Raw genomic sequence first — 15415 nt, forward strand, 5'->3', positions numbered from 1 at the left:
GCGCCGACCGAGCCCAGGCCGGCGCCCGGCCCCGCGCCGGCCTCAGGCGGGTGCGCGGTGCGCGCCCGTCCCGTCCGCGCCCGTCGTCGCCGCCCGCGCCTGCCCCAGCGCGTGGTCCTTCAGCGCGGCGAACTCCTCCGCGCTGATCGCGCCCTCGTCCAGGAGCGCCTTGGCCTGCGCGATCTGCTGCCCCGGCGACGCCGACCCGGCGACGTCGCGGATGTACGCGTCGCCCGCCTTCCGCGCCGCGACCGCGGACCGGGCGCTGCGCTCCGCCATCCCCCGCCCGCGCGCGATCAGGTACACCAGCGCGGTCACGAACGGCAGCACCAGCAGGAAGATCAGCCACACCGCCTTCCACCACCCGCTGAGCTCCCGGTCCCGGAACAGGTCCGTGATGATCGAGAACAGCGCGAACAGGTAGGCGATGAAGACGAACGCCCAGACGAACCACCAGATGATGTCCCAGAAGTCGGACCAGAACTCCACCGCCACCACGCTCCTCGTGCGACAGGCCGGCGATCCGGCCGGGACGGCGGGCGGCGCCGGGTGGCGCCCCTGACCCGCACGCTAGGACGGGCGGTCTCGGGCCGGACCACCCGGTCGGGATGAGCCGTGACCCGCGCCACGCCCCGGAATGCCCCGGACCGGCGGCCCGTTCGCACCGGTATGAGAGCTGTCGTGTACGAGGAGTTCGGCGGGGCCGACGTGCTCCGGGTCGTCGACCGTCCGGAGCCCCACATCGGGGCGGACGCCGTGGTCGTCAAGGTCGCCGCCGCGTCCCTGAACCCGGTCGACTACAAGATCCGCGAGGGGTACCTGCGCGGCCTGATGGACGTGCACTTCCCGGCGGTTCCCGCCTGGGACGTGTCCGGCACCGTCGTGAAGGCCGGGCTCGACACCCCCGAGCTGCAGGTCGGCGACGAGGTGCTGGCCTACGCCCGCAAGGACGTCGTGCAGGACGGCACCCTGGCCGAGTACGTGGCGGTCCCCGTGCGGACCGCGGCGAAGAAGCCGGCCGGGCTGTCGTTCGAGGAGGCCGCCGCGCTGCCGCTGGCCGGGCTCACGGCGCTGCAGAGCATCCGCCGCGCCGGGCTCGCCGAGGGCCAGACCGTCCTGGTGCACGCCGCGGCCGGCGGGGTCGGCTCGATCGCCGTGCAGCTGGCCGTGCACGCCGGGGCCCGCGTCGTCGGCACCGCCTCCGAGCGGAACCACGACTACCTGCGCTCGCTCGGCGCCGAGCCGGTCGCGTACGGCGACGGCCTGGTCGAGGCCGCGCGCGCCGCCGTCCCCGGCGGGTTCGACGTCGTGCTCGACTACGTCGGCGGCCAGGCGGTCGAGACCGCGCCGGCGCTCCTGCGTCCGGGCGGCACGATCGCGTCGATCACCGACGCCCGCGCCCGCGACGAGCTCGGCGGCCAGTACGTGTGGGTCCGCCCCGACAGCGCCGACCTCGCGCACCTGGCCGACCTCGCGGCGCGCGGCGTCGTGAAGGTCGAGATCGCGGCGACCTACCCGCTCGAGGAGACGGCCGAGGCGTACCGCGCCCTGGAGACCGGCCACACCCGCGGCAAGATCGTCGTCACCGTCTGACCCGCGCCGCCGAGCGCGGTGGCTCGGGCCGAGCGCGGTGCCCGGCGCCGAGCGCGGTGGCTCTGGCTGCCGCGCTCGGCGCGGACGACGGCGCTCGGCGGCGCCTCAGACCGCGCGGGCCGCGAGCAGGTCGCGGGTCACCGGGTGGGCCGGGGCGCCGAAGACGTCCGGCACCGGGCCGTGCTCGACCACCCTGCCCCCGCTCATCACGAGCACCCGGTCGCACACCCGCCGGATCACGCCGAGGTCGTGCGACACCAGCACCATCGCCACGCCGGTGTCCCGGCGCAGCTCGACCAGCAGGTCGAGGATCGCCGCCTGCACCTGGACGTCCAGCGCGGACACCGGCTCGTCGAGCAGCAGCACCCGCGGCTCCGAGGCGAGCGCCCGCGCGATCGCCACCCGCTGCCGCTGCCCCCCGGACAGGGTCCGGGGCCGCCGGTCCAGGACCGCCGCGGGCAGGTGCACGCGCGCGAGCAGCGCGGCCGCCGCGGCGTCCCGGTCGGCGCGGGCGGCCGGCCGGGGCCCCGTCGCGAGCGCCGCCCGCAGCACCGCCCGCACCGTCGACCGCGGGTCGACCGTGCCCAGCGGGTCCTGCGGCACCAGGCGGACGCCCGACCGGAGCCCGCGCCGCTCCCGCTCGGGCAGCACCGACCACGGCCGGCCGTCCAGCAGCACCTCCCCGGCGTCCGGGGCGTCGGCGGCGAGCAGCAGCCGGGCCAGCGTCGTCTTCCCCGACCCCGACTCCCCCACCAGCCCGACGGCCTCGCCTGCGCGCACCGCGACGTCCACGCCGTCGACCGCCGTCACCGCACCGCCGCCGGGCAGCGGGAACACCCGGCGCAGCCCGTGGCCCTCCAGCACCGCCGCGCCCGGCTCCGGGACCGCGCCGGGCCCCTCGCCCAGCCGTGCCGCCGCGACCAGCTCCCGGGTGTACTCGTGCCGGGGCGCACCGAGCACGTCGGCGGTGGCGCCCTCCTCGACCACCAGGCCGTCCCGCAGCACCACGACCCGGTCGGCGACCCGCGCCACGGCGCCGAGGTCGTGCGTCACCAGGACGACTGCGGTGCCCGCGTCGCGGAGGTCGCCGAGCAGGGCGAGCACCCGGGCCGCGACCGTGGCGTCGAGCGCCGTCGTGGGCTCGTCGGCGACAAGCAGGGGTGGCCGGGCGACCACGGCGGACGCGATGAGCGCGCGCTGCCGCATGCCGCCGGACAGCTCCCCCGGGCGCTGCCGCGCGCGCACCGCGGGGTCGGGCAGCCCGGCCTCGTCGAGCGCGGCCAGCACCCGCTCGGCGCGGTCGACCCGCGAGACCCGCGGCGCCCCCGGATCCCCACCGGATCCTCGCGCGGCACCCTGATCGATCGGGTGGCGGCGCGAGGATCGGCGGGGGAAGCCTCGCGCGCCCGACGTGCCGCCGGCGCCCGGCCGGCGCACCGCGAGCGCCTCGCCCACCTCGGCGCCGACGGTCCGCAGCGGGTCCAGCGAGCCGAGGGCGTCCTGCAGCACCAGGCCGACGTCCGGCCCGCGCACCGCGCGCCAGTCCCGCTCGGTGAACCGCAGCGCGTCCCGGCCGAGCAGCGCGAGCCGGTCCGCCCGGACGTCCGCGCGCGCCCCCTCGCCCGCGAGCCCCACGAGCGTGCGCGCCAGCACCGACTTGCCCGCGCCGGACCCGCCGACGACCGCGACGCACTCGCCCGCCGCCACCCGCAGGTCGACGCCGTGCAGCACCTCGGCGCCGCCCGGGAACGCGACGCGCAACCCGGCGACGTCGAGCACCGGGACCCCGTCGCCCGCACCGCCGCCGCCGGGCTCACCGAGCGCCGCCCCCGGCCCACCGGCCTCCCCGACCCGCCCCGTCACGACGCCACCGCCCCGACCCGGCGGCCGAGCACCGTCAGCGCCGCCGCGGTCACCGTGATCGCGAGCCCGGGGAACACCGTCAGCCACCACGCCGTGTCGATGTACACCCGGCCGGCGTTGAGCATCGCCCCCCACTCCGGCGACGGCGGCAGCGTCCCCAGCCCGAGGAAGCTCAGCGCGCACACCCACACCACCGCCTGCCCGATCCCGAGGGTCGCGACCGACACCAGCGGCCAGAGCGTGTTCGGCACGACGTGCCGGCGCAGCACGGTGAGCGGCGGGTGCCCCTCGAGCCGGGCCGCCTCCACGTACCCGCTGGTGGCCACCGACCGCACCCGGGCGCGCAGCATCCGGGCGTACCCCGGCGCGGTCGCCGCGCCGACGGCCAGCACCGACGCCTCCACCCCCGCCCCGAGCACGGCGACCAGCAGCAGCGCGAGCACGAGCGTCGGCAGCGCGAACAGCACCTCGAGCACCCGCCCGATCCCGGCGTCGAGCCAGCGCGGCCCGAGCCCCGCGGCGAACCCCAGCACCAGCCCGGCGCCGACGCCGATCGCGGTCGCGGCCGCGCCGATGCCGAGCGACGCGGCCGCCCCGTGCACGACGCGGGTGTAGACGTCGCGGCCGGACTCGTCGGTGCCGAACCAGTGGCCGGGCACCGGCGCCGTGAACGCCGCGCGCGCGTCGATCGCGTTCGGGTCGCCCGGGGCCAGCGCGTCGGGCCAGAGCACCGCGACGGCCATCCAGAGCACCGCGAGCGCGGCGAGCACGCCCGGGACGCCGAGCCCGCGCACCACCGCGACGGCACCGGCGACCAGCCGCGACCCCGCGCCCCCGGCCCCGGCACGTCCCGGACCCCCCGGGCCGCCCGCGCCCCCGCGCGCGCCGTGCCCGTCGTCCGCGGCGCCCCGCCGCTCCGCCGCCACTGCCGTCACCCGAGCACCGCCGGCTCCCCGGCGCGCGCGGCCGGTGCCGCCCCGCCCGGCGCCCCGGGCACCTCGGCGGCACCCCGCAGCCGCGGGTCGAGCAGCCGCTCGGCGACGTCGACCAGCAGCATCACCACGACGTACGCGAGCGCGACGACGACCACGGCCCCGACCACCACGGGCACGTCCCGCTGCATCGTCGCGTCGAGCAGCAGCCGGCCGAGCCCCGGGCGGCCGAACAGCGTCTCGACGACGACGGCCCCGCTGAGCAGCGACCCGAACGCCCACCCGGACAGCGAGACCGCGGGAAGCACCCCGTGCCGCAGCGTGTGCCGCCAGAGCACCCGCACCGGCGACGCCCCGCGGGCCCGCGCGCTGGTCGCGAACGGCGCCGCCGCCGCCTCCTCCAGGGAGTCGCGCATGACCTGCCCGAGGAACCCCGCCACCGGGATCGCGAGCGTGACCGTCGGCAGCACCAGGCCCGCGGGGTCGGTGCCGCTGCTCGTCGCGGGGAACCAGCCGAGCGTCGACGAGAACACCACGATCAGCACCGCCCCGAGCCAGAAGTGCGGCAGCACCGCCGCCACGACCTCGGCCCCACGCAGCGCCGCCGCGCACGCCCGGCCGACCGGCCCGGTGGCCCGCACCGCGAGCGTCGCGACCGCGAGCGCCAGCACCCACGCGAGGACGAGCGCCAGCACCGCGAGCAGCATCGTCCCGGGCAGCTGCTCGGCGAGCAGGTCGGAGACCGGCACCCGGCGCGCGTACGAGTCGCCGAGGTCGAACGTCGCCACCCGCCAGAGCTGCACCAGGTACTGCACGACGAGCGGCTGGTCGAGCCCGTACTGCGCCCGCGCGGCGGCGACCGCCTCCGGTCCCGCCTGGGAGCCGGGTCCGCCGAGGATCGCCTCGGTCGGGTCGCCGCCGGCCGCGCGGAGCGCGAAGAACACCACCGTCGCGACCACCCAGGCCACGAGGGCCGCTGCGCCGAGGCGCGCCAGCAGCCACCGCAGCCAGGGGCGGCGGACCGCCCGGCGAACGGCGACGGCGCGCACGGCGGTCAGGACCCGAGTCGGGCGTCGAGGAACGTCGGCGTGGACACGGTGTCCAGCGTCCGCATCCCGGTGACGCCGCGGGTGAGGAAGTGGTTCTGCTGGTCGTAGAGCGGGAGGATGTAGTAGCCCTCCAGCACGATCTGCTGCGCCTGCTGGTACAGGTCGGCACGCTCGGCGTCGTCGGCCGTCGCGGACGCGCGGTCCAGCAGCTCGTCCAGCTCCGGGTCCTTCACCTGCGCGTGGTTGGCGAAGTAGCCGCTGGGCGCCGGGACCGTGCCGTCCGAGTGGTAGAGGATCCGCAGCACGTCCGGGCCGACCTTCGTGTAGGGCGCGGACACGGCCTCGTACTCGTTCGCCCCGAGCGCGGCGTACCAGGCGGACAGGTCGGACGGCGTCAGCACGACCTCGAAGCCCACGGCCTTCGCGTTGGCCTGGATCTGCTCGAACAGCGACTGCTCCGCGGCCACCGACTGGTTGGTGCTCACCGGGAACCGCACGGTCAGACGCTGCCCGTCCTTGGTCCGGTAGCCCTCGTCGTCCGCGGCGGTCCAGCCGGCCTCGTCGAGCAGCTGCTCCGCGCGGTCGGTGTCCGTGGTGAACGGGTCCTCGTCGCCGTACGCGGTCGGCTCCACGCTCGACAGCGGCGAGTACGACCGGGTCGCGGTGCCGGCGAACAGGGTCTCGATGCCCGGGTCCGGGTCGGCCGCGCGGACGAACGCCTCGCGCACCCGCACGTCGTCGAACGGCGGCTGCGCGCTGTTCAGCTCGATCCGGTTCGACGAGCCGGGCCGCGGCGCGTCGACGTGGGTGATGTCACCGCCCGCCTCGGCCTGCGCGATCGCGTCGGGCTGCGGGTTGTCGATCACCTGCACCTCGCCGGAGCGGAGCGCCGCATACCGGGTCGCCGCGTCGGGGATGAACCGCCAGACGATCTCGTCCAGGTGGGCGGGGCCGTCGTGCTCCGCCTGCGGGTCGAGCGGCACGTGCTCGTCGTTGCGCACCAGGGTCACCTGCTGCTGCGGCACCCACTCGTCCACGACGAACGGGCCGGTGCCGACGGGGGCCGCGCAGTTCTCGTCCGTCCCGCGCTCGATGCCGGCCGGCGACTCCATCGCGGTCCACTGCTGGCTCAGCGACTCCAGGAGCGCGGAGTCCGGCTCGGTGAGGTGGAACCGGGCGTGCGTCGCGTCCACGACCTCGACGGACTCGACCTTCTGCACCGCGAGGTAGCCGGTCGACGAGCCGGTGTCCGGGTCCTGCAGGTGCTCGATGTTCGCCTGGACCGCCGCGGCGTCGAACGGGGTGCCGTCCGTGAACGTCACGTCGTCGACGAGGGTGAAGTCCCAGGTCAGCAGGTCGTCGCTGACCGACCACTCGCTGGCGAGCCACGGCAGGATGGTGCCGTCCGCGTCCCGGCCGACCAGCGGCTCCAGGTACTGCGTGCTGATCAGGGCCTGCGGGTAGTTGCCGCCGACGTGCGGGTCGAGGCAGGTGGGCTCGGCGTCGCCGGTCGCGTAGACCAGCGTGCCGCCGTCCCGGGGCGTCGAGGCGTCGTCGGCGTCGCCGCCGGAGCCGGTGCAGGCCGCCAGGGCGAGGGCGGCGACGGCGGCCAGCGCGGCGCCGGTGCGGGCGCGGGTCGGACGGAGGGCGTGGGGCACGGGTCCACCTCGGGCGTCGGGGTCCGGCCGCGGCTCGTCCACCGACCGGCTTGTTGCACTGCGTCCAACAATAGGCCGGGTCGCGCGGGGATCCTGCCCCACCGGCTGTGATCCCGGTCCCACCGCCCGCCTAGCATGGGCGCGTGCCCAGCCCCGCCGCCCCCCGCCGGTCCGGGCGCCCGCACGCCTCCTCGCGGGCGATGCTCGAGGAGGCCGCGGGCGAGCTGTTCCTCGAGCGGGGGTACGCCACCACCTCGGTCGCCGACATCACGCAGCGCGCAGGTGTCTCGCGGAGCACGTTCTTCAACTACTTCACCGCGAAGTCCGACCTGCTGTGGGCGGCGTTCGACGAGCGGGTCGAGGCGCTGCGGGCCGCCCTCGCAGCCGGACCGGCGGACGCGACCCCGGGCGAGGTCGTCGAGGCGGCCTTGCGCGACCTCGCCGCCCGGCTCCCCGCCGAGCACGTCGCCCTCGCCTTCACCCAGGCCGACACGATGGGGCTCGGCGACGACCTCCGGCTGGCGGCCGCGCGCCGCACCGCGGACCTGGGCGCCGCGATCGCCACCTACGCCGCCGGGCGCGGCGTCGACCCCCTGCACGCCCGGGTGGCGGGCGCGGCCTGGGCCGGGGCGCTCGTCGCAGCGGTCGAGGCCTGGGCGCTGGCGGGGGCCGCGCGAACGCGGCTCCCGGACCTTCTCGACCGCGCGCTGGCGCCGGTGCGCGGGGCGCTGGACTGACGAGCCGGAGGCCCCGCACAGCGCGAGACCCGAGCGCCACAACCGTCCGGAAGGGTCTCGGGTCCACTTCCCGCCGCTAGTGCAGCGGGCTGCTCCCACGGTAGCGGTCGATCGGGCCCGACTCAACGGCGATCGCCGAGCGGACATGTGGGTGAGAACCGGGACACTCCACCACCGCTGGACGGACGGCCTGGGGACGACGCCGACCGCGTCGGCACGCTCTCCCTATGGTCGAGGCCATGACGGCGCCCGACCACCCCGCACCTGCATGACGACGTACGCACTCGCGGACGAGAGCAAGAGGTCGGACTACGTCCTGGCGGTCGCGCTCCTCCGGCGCGGGGACGCCGCCGCTGCGCGGCGCGCGATCCGGGCGCTCCACCTCCCCGGCCAGAGCCGGCTCCACATGGTCAAGGAACGCGCGTCACGACAGCGGGCGATCCTCTCGACGATCGCCCGCACGCCGGGCACCGTGGGCATCTACCGCGTCGGTCGCGGCACGAACGATCGAGAGCGGCGACGGAGATGCCTCGACCGGCTCGTGCGCGACCTCGCGAGACGGGGCGAGACGCACCTGGTGCTCGAGCTCGACGAGACCCTCGTCGAGCCGGATCGCGCGGCCCTCTACGCGGCAGCGCGTCACGCCAGGTGCCAGGACCGACTCCGGTACACGCACGCCCGCGCCGCGACGGAGCCCCTCCTCGCGATCCCCGACGCCGTCGCGTGGGCCTGGAGCCAGGGCGGTGACTGGCGACGCCGCACCTCGGGGATCGTCACCCTCGTCGTCGACGCGTGAGCGGAGCGCGTGTCGCCCGCCGTTCACCTGCTCGCCGCGCGCCACCGCCCGCGCGTGTGGCCCCGTCTCACCCGGTGTTCCTAGGATCGACCCCATGAGCGACACCGGACTGCGGCAGGCCCAGGACAAGATGGCGGCGGCCGGGGTGGCCCCGACCGCGATCGACGTCTTCACCCACTACTACCGGGAGCTCGAGGCGGGGGCCACCGGCCTCATCCCCGAGGGCACCATCGACCCCCTGCTCGACCCCCCGCAGCTCGCGGACGTCGACATCGACCCCGAGGCGGCGCGCGAGGCGTTCGCGAAGACCGCGATCATCAAGCTCAACGGCGGCCTCGGCACCTCGATGGGCATGGACAAGGCCAAGTCCCTGCTCCCGGTGCGCGACGGGAAGTCGTTCCTCGACCTCATCGTCGAGCAGGTGCAGCACGCCCGCGCCGAGACCGGCGCCCGCCTGCCGCTCATCCTCATGAACTCGTTCCGCACCCAGGCCGACTCGCTCGCCGCGCTGGCGGAGCACGAGGGCCTGGCCGTCGACGGCCTGCCGCTGGACTTCCTGCAGAACCAGGAGCCGAAGCTTCGGACCGACGACCTGACCCCGGTGACCTGGGAGGCCGACCCGACTCTGGAGTGGTGCCCCCCGGGCCACGGCGACCTGTACACGGCGCTGCTCGCCTCGGGCGTGCTGCAGCAGCTGCTGGACGCGGGCTTCCGGTACGCGTCGGTGTCGAACTCGGACAACCTCGGCGCCGCACCGAACCCGACCATCGCCGGCTGGTTCGCCGCCTCGGGCGCGCCGTACGCCGCCGAGCTGTGCCGCCGCACCGCCGCCGACCGCAAGGGCGGCCACCTGGCGGTCCGGAAGTCCGACGGCCGGCTCATCCTGCGCGACACCGCGCAGACGCCCGCGGACGAGATGGACTACTTCACCGACGAGCACCGGCACCCGTACTTCCACACGAACAACCTGTGGTTCGACCTGGAGCAGATCGCCGCGGCGCTGGAGGCCCGGGGCGCGGTGCTCGGCCTGCCGCTGATCCGCAACGTCAAGACCGTCGACCCGACCGACTCCTCCTCGCCCGAGGTCTTCCAGATCGAGACGGCCATGGGCGCGGCGATCGAGGTGTTCGAGGGCGCGACCGCGATCGCCGTGGGCCGCGAGCGGTTCCTGCCGGTCAAGACGACCAACGACCTGCTGCTCCTCCGGTCCGACGCGTACGACCTCGGCGAGGACGCGACACTGCGGCTCGCGGTCGAGAAGGCGCCGCTGGTCGACCTGGACACGAAGGTCTACAAGACCGTGGGGAAGTTCGAGCAGCGGTTCCCCGCCGCGCCGTCGCTGCGTGGCGCGTCCTCGTTCACGGTGAAGGGCGACTGGACCTTCGAGCCGGGGGTCGTCGCGACCGGCGCGGCCGTCGTGGACGCCGACGGCGCGCCGGGCACCATCGCCGGCGGCACCACGATCGGCGGCTGACCAGCGAGCTCTCCCGAGGGCCTCGACCGGTGTGCCGCGCGCACGCCGGCCGGGGCCCTCGTGCGTCCCGGCGAGCGAGTTGACATCCCGACCACCCGGTCGTAATTTCTGCGGTACCTACCAAGCGGTAGGTAGTGGTGGCGCCGGCGTCGGCCGGCCCACGACGTCTCAACGTGGAGCCGTCCGACTCCCATGACGCCGAAGAAGGTTCGCATGGACGCGCAGGCAACGGTCGCCGCCGAGGGCACCCCCTCGACGCGGGACGACATCGCCCCCGACACGGGTGCCCCGTTCACCCGGGCACGCACCCTGCGCTTCGGCGCCGGGTTCTTCGCGTACGGCCTGCTGTGGATCGTCGGCCTGCAGATCGTCGCGGCCGTACTGCTCCCGCAGCGCCTGCGCGACATCGGCGTCGACTCCCCCGAGACCCTCCTGGGCTCCATCAGCGCGATCACCGCGATCGTGTCGCTGGTGTCGAACCTCGTGTTCGGCAACCTCTCCGACCGGACCCGCGGCCGGTTCGGCCGCCGCACCCCGTGGATCCTCGGGGGCGGCGTCCTCGGCGGCGTCTCGCTGTTCGCGATCGGCGTCCTGACCAGCCCCGGCCTGATCACGCTGTCCTACTGCATCAGCATGGTCGGCCTGAACATGATGCTGGCCCCCGCGGTCGCCGTCCTCGCGGACCGCGTGCCCGGCAAGGTCCGCGGCACCATGTCCGCGTTCTACGGCGGCGGCCTGGCCGGCGGCGCCCCGATCGGCTCGCTGGTCGGCGCCGCGTTCATCACCAACTCGCTGCCGGGCTTCGTCCTCGGCGGTGCGCTCATGGCCGTCTCGGCGGTCATCGCGCTGGTCGTCTGGCCGCGCGAGAAGTCGGCCGTCGACCTGCCGCCGGCCGCTGCCGGGTTCGGCGAGCTGCTCAAGTCGTTCCGGCCGCCGCGCAAGGCGCCCGACTTCTACCTGGCGTTCGCGGGCCGCCTGTTCATGCTGGTCTCGTACCAGATGATCATGGCGTACCAGCTCTACATCGTGCAGGACCACGTCGGGCAGACCACCGCCGAGTCCGCGGCCACCATCGCCACGATGGCCGTCATCACGCTGGTCGTGTCGCTGGTCGGCTCCGTGGCCGCCGGCCCGATCTCCGACCTGATCGGCCGCCGCAAGCTCCCCGTGGTGCTGTCGAGCGTGCTGTTCGCCGTCGGTATCGCGATGCCGTGGGTCTGGCCGACCCCCGCCGGCATGTTCCTGTTCGCCGGCATCGCCGGCCTCGGCTACGGCGTCTACACGTCGGTCGACCAGGCGCTGAACGTCGACGTGCTCCCGAACGAGGAGGAGGCCGGCAAGGACCTCGGCATCCTCAACCTCTCGACCACCGCCGGCCAGACCGTCGGCCCGCTCATCACCTCGGCCCTGGTCGTGGCGACCGGCGGCTACGGGCTGGTGTTCCCGGTGTCGATCGTGGCCGCGCTGCTCGGCGCCTTCTTCATCACGCGGATCAAGTCGGTCCGCTGACCTGACACCCCGGCGGCCGCGCGCCGCACCCCCGCCACGGAGCCCCGGGCCCGGACGCACGTCCGACCCGGGGCTCCGCGCGTCTCGCGCCCGCCCGCGCTCAGATCGCGGCGCCACCCCCGGCCAGCCGTCCCAGCACCACCAGGTCCGCCCGGTCCACGTCCCGCGGCGGGTAGCCGGTGTGGAAGGCGACCTGCTGGGCCACCGACAGGCAGCCCACCTCGCGCGCACCGATCGTCCCCGTCACCAGGCACTCGGGCGGGTAGTCGAACGTCGTCCCGTCGAGGCCCGCCTGGGTCCCGCGCCCCGAACCGTCGAACGCCACCGGGTGCAGGTCGACCCAGCGGGAGCCCGGGGCGGCGAGCTCGACCCGCACCGGGCGCCAGTCCGTCTCGACGACGTAGCCGAGCCGGCCCAGCGCCGAGAGGGCGGCGCCCTCGCCGGTCGCGTCGACGGCCAGGTCCAGGTCCCGGTGCTGGCGGGTCTGCCGCCCGGCGAGCGCGTCGACGCCCCAGCCGCCGGCGACCCACGCGCGGCAGCCCGCGGCCGCGAGCACGTCGAGCACGCGGTGCACCTCGTCGGCGTCCACCGGCGCCACCTCCCCTCGGCCACCGTGCGGCCCCACTGTGCCAGCGCGCGGACGCCCGGGGCACGCCGGACACCGCCCGGACACCTCGGTCGGCCACACTGGCCCGCGACGGCCGGGCACGCGCCGTGACCACGGGCACCCGGGAGGACCACGCATGAGCGGCAGCACCGGGCTCGTCCGGCGCCTCGGACTGGGCGACGCCGTCGTCATCGGGCTCGGGTCCATGGTCGGCGGCGGGGTGTTCGCCGCCTTCGCGCCCGCGGCGCAGGCCGCCGGCTCCGCGCTGCTGGTCGGCCTCGCGCTCGCCGCCGTGGTGGCCTACGCCAACGCGACGTCCTCCGCGCAGCTCGCGGCGCAGTACCCGGCGTCGGGCGGCACGTACGTCTACGGGCGCGAGCGCCTCGGCGCCTGGTGGGGCTTCCTCGCGGGCTGGTGCTTCGTGATCGGCAAGACCGCCAGCTGCGCGGCGATGGCGCTGACGTTCGCGGCGTACGCCGTGCCCCCGGGCTGGCAGCGTCCGGTCGCGGCCGGTGCCGTCGTGGCCCTCACCGCCGTCAACCTCCGCGGCATCACCCGGACGGCGCGGCTGACCCGCGTCGTGGTGGCGGTCGCGCTCGGCGCCCTCGCCACCCTCGTCCTCGCCGGGCTGGCCGGCGGCGACGCGTCGTGGGCCCGGGTCGCGGTCGGCGCCGACGCGACCTGGTCCGGCGTGCTCGGGTCGGCGGGACTGCTGTTCTTCGCGTTCGCCGGGTACGCCCGGATCGCCACGATGGGCGAGGAGGTGCGGGACCCGGCCCGGACGATCCCGCGCGCGATCCAGCTCGCCCTCGGTCTCGCGGTGCTCGTGTACGCCGCGGTGGCGGTGACGCTGCTGACGGTGCTGGGCCCGGACGACCTGGCCGCGAGCGCCGCGCCGCTGGCCGACGCCGCGGCGGCGACGGGCCGGCCCTGGGTCGGCGCGGTGGTCCGCGTCGGCGCGGTCGCCGCCTCGCTCGGCGCGCTGCTCGCCCTGGTCGCCGGGGTCAGCCGCACCACGCTGGCGATGGCCCGCGAGGGCGACCTGCCGCGGCCGCTCGCCGCCGTGCACCCCCGGTACCGGGTGCCGCACCGCGCGGAGGTCGCGCTCGCCGTGGTGGTCGTCGTCCTGGTGCTCACGGTCGACCTGCGCGGCGCCGTCGGCTTCTCCTCGTTCGGCGTCCTGCTCTACTACCTGGTCGCGAACGCGGCCGCGCTGACCCAGGACCGGGCGCACCGGCGGTTCCCGCGCGCGCTCCAGGTGCTCGGCGCCGTCGGGTGCGTCGTGCTCGCCGCGACGCTGCCGCCCGCGTCGGTCGCCGGCGGGGCCGCCGTCGTCGCGGCGGGCGTCGCGTGGCGCGCCGTCGTGCAGGCCCGCGCCCGGCGTGTCGGTGGCCCGGCGTAGCGTCCCCCGCACCGGCGGGCCCGCCGGCGGCTCCGACGAGGGAGGCACCATGTCCGACGACTCCGCGCGGGACGACCGGGACGACCGGGACGGCTGGTGGGGACCGCCCGTCGCCGGTCACGAGGTCGCCTCGCTGGTCGGCTCGCTCGAGCGGCAGCGGGCGACGTTCGCCTGGAAGGTCGGCGGCCTGGACCGCGCGGCGCTGTCCGCCACGCTCGGCCCGTCGGCGATCACGCTCGGGGGCCTGGTGAAGCACCTGGCCTTCGTCGAGGTGTTCCACCTGTGCACCCGGGTGAACGGGCGCCGGCCGGGCGACCCGTGGGAGAGCGTCGACTGGGACGCCACCCCCGACTGGCCGTGGACCTCGGCCGCCGACGACGACCCCGAGCACCTCTACGGCCTGTGGCGGGACTCGGTGCTGCGGGCCCGGCAGTCGCTCGCGGACGCGATCGCCGACGGCGGGCTGGACCGGCCGATCGCCTGGTCCGACGACCCCGACGCGCAGCCGAACGTGCGCCGGGTGCTGGTCGACCTCGTCGAGGAGTACGCGCGGCACGTCGGGCACGCGGACCTGTACCGCGAGGCGGTCGACGGCCTCGTCGGGGAGGACCCGCCGGCGGCGCCGGCCCTGTACCCGCTGCCGGAGCGCCCGGCCTGACCCGGGCGGTCAGCCCAGCGGCGCGGGCTCCCGCGGCGCCATGCCCGCCGCGCGGTACGCGTCGTCCACCAGCCGCATCGCCGCCACGGCCTGCGCGGTCCCCGACACCGGGTCCCCGCCGCGCAGCACGGCGTCGGCGAACGACCGCAGCATCCACACGTACGACGCGGTGGGGTCGACGGGCTCCTCGACGACCCGTCCGTCGGCGTGCTCGACCACGATGCGGCCGCCGTTCTGCGGCCCGTACGGGCTGTGCACGGTGATCGTCCCCCTCGTCCCGACGATCCGGGCCCGCACGCTCTGGTCCTCCGACGCGACCATGCTGGCCCGCACGGTCCCCTCGACCCCGCCCGGCAGGTCCAGGTGCACCACGATCGACGCGTCCACCCCGTCGACCTCGACCGCCTCGGCCGACCGCACCGTCGGCGCACCCAGGACGTGCGAGAGGAACCGCAGCGGGTAGACGCCCAGGTCCATCAGGGCCCCGCCGCCCATCGCCTCCTGCCACCGGATGTCCCCGCGGTCGGCGATCTCGACGCAGAAGTCGGCCTCCGCGGACGTCACGTCGCCGATCACGCCCTCCGCGAGCAGCTCGCGCAGCCGCGCCCACGACGGGTGGTGCTGCGAGTGGAACGCCTCCATCACGACCAGCCCGCTCCCCGCGGCGGCGGCCTCGACGTCCTCGGCCTCGGCCGCGTTCGCCGTGAACGGCTTCTCGCAGAGCACGTGCTTGCCGGCGGCGATGGCCCGCAGCACCCACACCCCGTGCAGCGCGGCCGGGGTCGGCACGTACACCGCGTCGACGTCCGGGTCCGCGAGCAGCGCGTCGTAGTCGTCGAGCACCCGCGGGATGCCCTCCGCGTCGGCCATCTCCTGCGCCCGGGACCGGTCGCGGGCGGCGATGGCCGTCACCTCGACCTCCGGGACGGACGCGGCGGGCACGGCCACCGCGTCGTGCAGGATGCGAGCAGCACCGAGGACCCCGAGACGCACCGTCGACATGTCCCGCACCCTAGCCCGCGGCGGTCGGCTGCGGCGCGCGGTCCGGCGCGCGGTCCGGCGCGCCCGGCCCGGTCGCGGGCGCCCCCACGGCGGCGGCGCGCACCTCCGCCAGGGCCGCCACCGCGGCCGCGAGCG

At 76.3% G+C, this 15415-nt stretch carries 14 protein-coding genes; 7 read left to right on the plus strand and 7 right to left on the minus strand.

What is annotated here, in order from left to right; translation table 11 throughout:
* Positions 1-42: 42 nt before the first annotated feature.
* Complete coding sequence (locus J5O08_RS05600) at positions 43-489, minus strand: SHOCT domain-containing protein (RefSeq protein ID WP_218705885.1); 447 nt, start codon at positions 487-489, stop codon at positions 43-45.
* A gap of 180 nt (positions 490-669) precedes the next feature.
* On the opposite strand from J5O08_RS05600, the gene J5O08_RS05605 reads away from it, so the two are divergent.
* Positions 670-1593 (plus strand): NADP-dependent oxidoreductase, encoded by a 924-nt coding sequence (locus J5O08_RS05605; RefSeq protein ID WP_218705886.1) that lies wholly within the window; start codon positions 670-672, stop codon positions 1591-1593.
* A gap of 105 nt (positions 1594-1698) precedes the next feature.
* Here J5O08_RS05605 and J5O08_RS05610 read toward each other — a convergent pair whose 3' ends face one another.
* The 4 genes from J5O08_RS05610 to J5O08_RS05625 are packed head-to-tail and all read right to left on the minus strand — an operon-like array spanning position 1699 to position 7095.
* A complete protein-coding gene (locus J5O08_RS05610; protein ID WP_308281392.1) occupies positions 1699-3456 on the minus strand; it encodes an ABC transporter ATP-binding protein in 1758 nt (585 codons plus the stop codon).
* Entirely contained in the window at positions 3453-4391 is a 939-nt protein-coding gene (locus J5O08_RS05615) for an ABC transporter permease (RefSeq protein ID WP_308281393.1), read from the minus strand. The genes J5O08_RS05610 and J5O08_RS05615 overlap by 4 nt, the downstream gene beginning before the upstream one ends.
* Positions 4388-5437, minus strand: coding sequence for an ABC transporter permease (locus J5O08_RS05620; RefSeq protein ID WP_308281394.1), 1050 nt, complete (start codon positions 5435-5437; stop codon positions 4388-4390). Before J5O08_RS05620 ends, J5O08_RS05615 begins: the two co-directional genes overlap by 4 nt.
* Before the next feature lie 5 nt (positions 5438-5442).
* Entirely contained in the window at positions 5443-7095 is a 1653-nt protein-coding gene (locus tag J5O08_RS05625; protein WP_218705887.1) for an ABC transporter substrate-binding protein, read from the minus strand.
* A 143-nt stretch (positions 7096-7238) separates the two neighbouring features.
* On the opposite strand from J5O08_RS05625, the gene J5O08_RS05630 reads away from it, so the two are divergent.
* The 4 genes from J5O08_RS05630 (at position 7239) to J5O08_RS05645 (ending at position 11611) form a co-directional block, all read left to right on the plus strand.
* Positions 7239-7832, plus strand: coding sequence for a helix-turn-helix domain-containing protein (locus J5O08_RS05630; protein WP_308281395.1), 594 nt, complete (start codon positions 7239-7241; stop codon positions 7830-7832).
* Between the two features lie 268 nt (positions 7833-8100).
* Positions 8101-8628, plus strand: coding sequence for a hypothetical protein (locus J5O08_RS05635; RefSeq protein ID WP_218705888.1), 528 nt, complete (start codon positions 8101-8103; stop codon positions 8626-8628).
* A 94-nt stretch (positions 8629-8722) separates the two neighbouring features.
* The gene (locus J5O08_RS05640) at positions 8723-10102 is read left to right on the plus strand and encodes a UTP--glucose-1-phosphate uridylyltransferase (protein ID WP_218705890.1); all 1380 of its coding nucleotides are present in this window, start codon (positions 8723-8725) and stop codon (positions 10100-10102) included.
* Between the two features lie 213 nt (positions 10103-10315).
* Positions 10316-11611: an MFS transporter gene (locus tag J5O08_RS05645; protein ID WP_218705892.1), complete on the plus strand. Its 1296-nt coding sequence runs from the start codon at positions 10316-10318 to the stop codon at positions 11609-11611.
* A gap of 100 nt (positions 11612-11711) precedes the next feature.
* On the opposite strand, the gene J5O08_RS05650 is transcribed toward J5O08_RS05645, so the two are convergent.
* On the minus strand, positions 11712-12200 hold the full coding sequence (locus J5O08_RS05650; protein WP_308281397.1) for a nucleotidyltransferase domain-containing protein: 489 nt from the start codon (positions 12198-12200) through the stop codon (positions 11712-11714).
* A gap of 154 nt (positions 12201-12354) precedes the next feature.
* Between J5O08_RS05650 and J5O08_RS05655 the strand changes: the two genes are divergently transcribed.
* Both J5O08_RS05655 and J5O08_RS05660 read left to right on the plus strand, forming a co-directional pair.
* Positions 12355-13620 carry an APC family permease gene (locus J5O08_RS05655; RefSeq protein WP_218705896.1) on the plus strand — a complete coding sequence of 422 codons (1266 nt, stop codon included), beginning with the start codon at positions 12355-12357 and terminating at the stop codon, positions 13618-13620.
* Positions 13621-13669: 49 nt separating this feature from the next.
* Complete coding sequence (locus tag J5O08_RS05660; protein ID WP_218705897.1) at positions 13670-14278, plus strand: DUF664 domain-containing protein; 609 nt, start codon at positions 13670-13672, stop codon at positions 14276-14278.
* Positions 14279-14287: 9 nt separating this feature from the next.
* On the opposite strand, the gene J5O08_RS05665 is transcribed toward J5O08_RS05660, so the two are convergent.
* Positions 14288-15280, minus strand: coding sequence for a Gfo/Idh/MocA family protein (locus tag J5O08_RS05665; protein ID WP_218705898.1), 993 nt, complete (start codon positions 15278-15280; stop codon positions 14288-14290).
* Positions 15281-15415: the final 135 nt, after the last annotated feature.

It is taken from the genome of Cellulomonas sp. PS-H5, assembly GCF_019265565.1.
In the GTDB taxonomy this organism is placed as follows: domain Bacteria; phylum Actinomycetota; class Actinomycetes; order Actinomycetales; family Cellulomonadaceae; genus Cellulomonas.